Genomic DNA, 6,108 nt, shown 5'->3' on the forward strand with positions numbered 1-6,108 from the left:
CAAAGTACGGTTCCCAGGTCGATGAAAACTATTGCAAGACTCATGGCTTCGATGCCCATATCTATAAGCCTATCTGTTCCAATGACCTAATCCAAAGCATGGAGCTCAGCCTCTATTCAGAAAAACCAGAGCTAACGCAAAGTGCGATAGCGGCTATAGAAGACCCCACTACAGATTTGAGCGAGTCTAGAATCCTGCTTGTTGAAGACGTCTATGTAAACCAGCTCGTTGTACAAGGTATTCTTGAGGCGCTTGACCAACAGTGCGATATCGCTGCCAACGGCCTAGAAGCGCTAGAAATGATACGCGACGCTGAAAAAACGGTCCCCTACAACCTCATTTTCATGGACTGCCAAATGCCGGAAATGGATGGATATGAAGCAACTACAGCGATCAGACAAGGTAAAGCCGGAGAAAACGCCAAGCAGCTACCTATTGTTGCCATGACAGCTAATGCAATGAAAGGTGATGATGATAAATGCTTTGCTGTGGGAATGAATGACTATATTAGCAAGCCTGTCGATGCCATGATCGTTCAAGAGAAGCTAAATAAATGGCTACATTAAGATGGCAGCGCCCTGTTAAACGCCTCATAATGATAAGCGAGTTCACTTGCTGACTCAGACTCACCTGCAAGCTCAAGTAGTTCGATAACACACTCAGCCGTACACAACCCGCCTTTTAGCTGATTTCCTCTACGCACAAAAGTGGAAGGTGTCACGTTATCCAAAGAGAACTTGTCGGCTTGTTGCAAATAAGGGCTTTGTCTATACATTTTCTTGGCTTGTTGCCAAGTAGCATCCAGAATCACGTAGTGAGTATAGGAAAAAAGACATTGAGGGTCAGGCTGATAAGTGCCAGGGCTATCGGTGTTTTGTGTAGGCAGTTCTTCTCTAGGAAAGAGCACCGCGGCTTGCTGCCGAGCCAATAGACTCAATAAACTTTCATCGGGTTCCCGACGCTTCCAAACGACAAGTTCGCAATCACCCTTCAATATACCTCTAACGACTGCACCCGTATTATTCTTCTTTTCTAATTCCCGCTCATGCGTAAGTAATATAAACTTCATTAACTATAAAATACGATTACGGCCTGCTTCTTTAGCTTCATATAATAATTTGTCAGCACTCTCGATAAACTCTGCCGCACTTTGCCCTTCACCAGCAAACTGAGCAATCCCACCACTAACCGTGACATGATCTGCCACTAAAGAGTGTTCATGAGGATAATTCAAATCACTAAACAACTTATTTATACGCTTCGCAACCGCTTGCGCTTGCACCGCATTGGTATTAGGCAAAATCACTGCGAATTCTTCCCCACAATACCGAGCAACAATATCGGCTGGTCGGCACATCGCTTTACGCAAGGTTTCACCAACAGCCTTTAAACACTCGTCACCGGCTTGATGTCCGTTGTTATCATTGAAAGGTTTAAACTGATCAACATCGATCATAATCAAAGTTAAAGGGTCTTTCTCTTTGATTGACCTAGTGATCTCCAGCTCCATGGCCTTATCAAAACCACGGCGGTTCACCAGTCCTTTTAAGGTGTCTTGAAATGCGAGCAACTCCATTTTTAATTTGGTGCCATGAAGCTCGTCCTGAATCTGGGCGATACGCTCCATCGCATGAATCATCGCTTCAAGCACTTCAGGCACTATCGGCTTATAAAGATAAATATCGCCGCCTGACTGAATACCCACAGTAAAAAACTTAGTATCCGTTTTAGCACTAACAAAAATAATGGGGAACCATATAGAGGTATCTTGACGAATAATTTTAGTCGTTTCAAAACCGTTAAGACCAGGCATTTCAACGTCCATCAAAATCAAATCGACTTTCTCTTGCCGACAGAGGTCAATTGCATCCTGTCCACATTCGGCCTCGATGACATCATGCCCAAGCCCGGCAACTACTGCTAGAGACACAAACCTCATAGAACGCTGGTCATCAACAATCAGTACTTTCATAACTCACTCAACTTTTATTAGTCATTACATGCTCAGATCGCTATGGCTAGTTAACGGCCTTTAGTATACTGAGCAACTTATTATGAGAGCGGCCATAATGAAGCACCACAATTGTTACAAGATAAAATCGTTTGTGCTCTAAAGTAGAGTATAGAGTATGCCCAAGCATTTTTCTTACACAAGACGACTCGATTCATAATTTTTTGCGCTCTGATAAAAAACTGTTAACCCAAGTGCAAATAACTACTTGAACAGCCGAAAAATACTGTTAAAGTGCGCACGTCTGGATTCCATAGGACTACATATATCTCTCGCCACGCCCAGAATTGGCAGAGCACCCTATATGTTAAGAATCCATTTGCACTGCACAACAAACTTAGAATAGACGCACCCATGACAGAAACCCCACTGATTCGCCAAATTGTTTCTCGACCCGCACTCAGTTTTATTATCACTCTGGCAATTATCCTCGTATCAGCATTTCTCGCGGCTCAAGTAACAAAAAACACCACGCCCTATTTCTTGGACCGCACCCACACAGAGCGCGTTAAAGAAGATCTGATGACAGATATTTTTGAGCGATCCAGAGAAACCATTGTTATTATTCTCGAGGCAAAATCTGGCGATATTTTTTCTGCAGAGTCACTGAGCTTATTAGAAACTATTCATAAGACTCTAGACTCCGTTGACTTGATAGAAATGATCAATCCTAAACTCAACACAGGCAAGTCACTCGATAAGGCCAGCTTAATCAGTCAATATAACCAAAGCCTGGCGGCGGCTAAAAACGAGCAAGAATCTAAGGAAATAGAAGCATTACTAGGCCAATACCTCTTCCCTATTCGCAATATCAAGTCACTACTAAATAGTGATGACATTTTCATGCTTGAAGATGAGATCACCATTGCCCCCAACTTCGAGCAAGAAAAGATCGCTCAATGGCAACAGAATCAAGGCAAAGAAATATTAGATAACCCTCTGTTTACGGATGCTTTGGTTAGCCCAGACGGCCGCGCAATGGCAATTAATCTTGAACTAAACATCGATACCGACGATAGCGCAAGCACTACTGCGATATTCAATAAGGTTCAAGGGTTGATAAAACCCATCGTTGAATCAAGTAATTTCGATCTCTACTTTTCTGGCTCACCAGTCGTAAATGTAGAAATTTCTAATGTTATGGAAAAGGATAATCAACGCTATTTCCCTTTAATCGTCCTATTAATAGCATTAACACTGGCCTATTTATTTCGCAGTGCCTGGGCCCCGTTCTTTGCGCTCAGCGTATCAATTATCAGTATCGTCATCACCTTTGGACTCATGACCTTGCTGGGCATATCCCTGAATATCGTGACCACGATGTTGCCGATATTCATTATCACCATTGGCGTAACAGATGCCATTCATGTTCTTTCCGAATCTAAATTAGACCAAAACAAAACAAGTAAGCAAGAAGCAACTATTGCTAAAGTCAGTAAACTTTTTCGCGCAATGTTGCTTACGTCGCTGACGACAGCTCTTGGTTTTTTCTCACTTTCATACACCGAAATTACTAATATAAAAGAATTCGGCATCATGGTTGGAATCAGCGCTATTGTCGCGTTTATTATTTCTGTAACGGTGCTGCCTACTTTAATGGCAAATATAAATTTTTCTTCAGGAACAACTCAGCGCCCCATTCGTTTCTTTGAGGCTTTAGAAAACATTGCTAAAAAGCAAACCATTTCTCGTTGCTTCGCACTGCTATTCCTTTTAGTCGTCTTCTCCTTAATCGGGCTTCCTAATTTCTACGTTGACCAACAAAACCTTCACTCCTTCAAAGCCCAGACTCAACTGAGGCAAGATGATGCCAGAATCAACGAGTTACTAGGTGGCACCGTACCAGTGAACGTATGGATAAGCTCAGATGAGCAAAATGGCATCCTTTCTCCTGAGGTATTACGAGTGATAGAAAAACTCGAAGCGCAAGCTAAGCGTCATGATGCAGTTGGCTACACAAGCTCAATATCTGGTTTTATCAAACAGCTACACAAAACCTTATCGCCCAATGATGACAAGATACAAAGCTCAGAGCTAAGTCCGGAGCTTATATCCCAATATTTATTTTTGTTAGAGGGCGGCCCCTCACGAGACCTTGAGTCTATTGCCAAAGTGGGCCCTTACAATGAAACTCGCGTGGTAATCATGTCCAAAACAGATGGCTCCAAGCAGTTACAGCAACTGTTAGACGATCTAGGCCCTATTGCTGAAACCTTACCTGAAGGGGTTTCGTTTAGATTCACCGGCTACGGGAGTATGAATGCTGCCGCCTCAAAAGAAATTATCCAAGGACAACTTTCCAGCATTATCATTTCGGTTGTCGGACTTTTATTGGTTTTGTGCACGATCTACCGCTCAATCCGTATTGGAATAATCGCTATCTTCCCACTAAGCATGTCATTACTGGTCATGTTCGGACTGATGGGTTTATTGCAGATTCCTTTAGATATCGGCTCTAGTCTGCTATGCGGCATTGCCTTCGGCATCGGCATCGATTACTCCATACATATCGTCGAAGCCTACTTACGAAACTTAAAAGCACTTCAATCTAGGGATGCCGCAGCTCAAGCAGCCCTGACAGATATCACCTTCCCAATATTAACCAGCGCTTTTACCATTGCATTAGGCTTCTCAATCCTCTTGTTGTCAGAGTTTCAGCCTATTTTCAACCTCGGACTTCTCATTAGTATTACCATGCTAGTGTCTGCGCTATGTACACTTTTTATCATGCCAAACCTTCTGAAATTAGCTAAGGTAGGAAAAGTAGTAGAGCAGGAAGAAGAGCTCGAACCTTCGATGCTTGCAGAGGGCTAACCAGCCCTACTCAAAAACCTTATATTTTTTGATATACCTGAGTGCAAAAGGCGTCTCGATTAGCATATATGTCAGTAAACTAAACCAGAACCAGTTAGTCTCTAGAATGATCAACGATAACTTGAGGTCTTGACCTTGATATAAGCTGCCAACCACCAAGAGAGATATCACCATAGCAGCCAAGTCGTTCGTAAATAGTTTGTTCAAATCTCGCCCCGCAAACCGAGGATAAACGAACAAATAAGTAAGCGTCACCAATAGGAAATTGATCAATAAAATAAGAGCTTCAGCTTGCATAATCATTCCGATTCAAACTTGTAAACAGCCATCATACCTCGAACTGATAACAAAGTGACTAATAACAAACGTTAGTTGTAATAACGACACAATCTAAAAGCGACACTCCAAACCGGCCAAACTCTACTACACTAATATCACTACCGACATAATAACTAAGTTAGCCTGCTTTTTTGAAATCAGATATCTAGATTTGAATTGGCTTATAAACGGTTAGGTATATGAAGCGTACAAGTGCCACAATTAAAGCATTAACCCTGCTTTTGTTAGTCAGTTTCCATTCACTCTCTAAGGCTGAAACTATCCAAATAGCCAGTGGAGAATATCCGCCGTGGACCTCACAATCACTGCCGGGTGGAGGCTACATTAATCGTCTAGTTAGCGAAGCGTTTAAGCTCCACAACATTGACGTCAAATTTGACTATCTCCCTTGGAAAAGAGCCCTAGAAGCGACTCGAATCGGTAATTATCACGCCACGTCTTTTTGGGGGGAAAGTGAAGAAAGAAGACAAGACTTTCTCCATAGCCAAACGATCGAGAATATCTATTTTGTCTTTTTCTACACTAAAAAACGCTTTAACGGCCCGTTCAAATGGCAAAGCCTTGATGAACTAGGCCGTTTAAAAATTGGCGCTACGCGGAGCTATACTTATAACGATGAATTTTGGCGTTTATACAAGCAAGACAGGTTAAGAGTGTCAATTAGCAATACAGATATAGATAACTTGCGAAAACTAATCAGCGGAACAATCGACTTATTTCCTATCTCTGACGTGGTCTAGCATTTTTGACCAACCCAGTTAAGATACTTTTTTCATTTCAATTGCCTGAGCTTCGTATTCATTCGGGCTCATGTAGCCCAAGTAAGAATGCAGCCGCCGACTGTTATAAAACATGGATATGTAATCCAAAATATCCTGCTGTGCCTCATAGCGAGTTTGGTAACTTCGCCATTGCACGCGCTCTTGCTTCAGGCTTCCAAAGAA

The 6,108-nt window shown here is 42.4% G+C and carries 7 protein-coding genes; 3 read left to right on the forward strand and 4 right to left on the reverse strand.

The features are described 5' to 3' along the window. Positions 1 to 566, forward strand: a 566-nt coding sequence (locus A3766_RS03635; RefSeq protein WP_156508659.1) for a response regulator, incomplete at its 5' end; no start/stop codon positions are given. Here A3766_RS03635 and A3766_RS03640 read toward each other — a convergent pair. Further along, a complete protein-coding gene (locus A3766_RS03640) occupies positions 563 to 1,069 on the reverse strand; it encodes a tRNA-uridine aminocarboxypropyltransferase (RefSeq protein ID WP_068516123.1) in 507 nt (168 codons plus the stop codon). The genes A3766_RS03635 and A3766_RS03640 overlap by 4 nt on opposite strands. A 3-nt stretch (positions 1,070 to 1,072) precedes the next feature. Continuing rightward, positions 1,073 to 1,972, reverse strand: coding sequence for a diguanylate cyclase (locus tag A3766_RS03645; protein ID WP_068516126.1), 900 nt, complete (start codon positions 1,970 to 1,972; stop codon positions 1,073 to 1,075). 393 nt (positions 1,973 to 2,365) lie between these two features. Here A3766_RS03645 and A3766_RS03650 point away from each other — a divergent pair, with 393 nt between their 5' ends. Then, complete coding sequence (locus tag A3766_RS03650; RefSeq protein WP_068516129.1) at positions 2,366 to 4,825, forward strand: RND family transporter; 2,460 nt, start codon at positions 2,366 to 2,368, stop codon at positions 4,823 to 4,825. 6 nt (positions 4,826 to 4,831) lie between these two features. Here A3766_RS03650 and A3766_RS03655 read toward each other — a convergent pair whose 3' ends face one another. Continuing rightward, complete coding sequence (locus tag A3766_RS03655; protein WP_068516158.1) at positions 4,832 to 5,122, reverse strand: hypothetical protein; 291 nt, start codon at positions 5,120 to 5,122, stop codon at positions 4,832 to 4,834. A 221-nt stretch (positions 5,123 to 5,343) separates the two neighbouring features. Between A3766_RS03655 and A3766_RS03660 the strand changes: the two genes are divergently transcribed. Then, complete coding sequence (locus A3766_RS03660; RefSeq protein ID WP_068641701.1) at positions 5,344 to 5,904, forward strand: ABC transporter substrate-binding protein; 561 nt, start codon at positions 5,344 to 5,346, stop codon at positions 5,902 to 5,904. Positions 5,905 to 5,922: 18 nt separating this feature from the next. Here A3766_RS03660 and A3766_RS03665 read toward each other — a convergent pair. Continuing rightward, a partial coding sequence (locus tag A3766_RS03665) for an IS3 family transposase (protein ID WP_156508660.1) occupies positions 5,923 to 6,108 on the reverse strand: 186 nt, incomplete at its 5' end.

The organism is Oleiphilus sp. HI0132, from assembly GCF_001635845.1.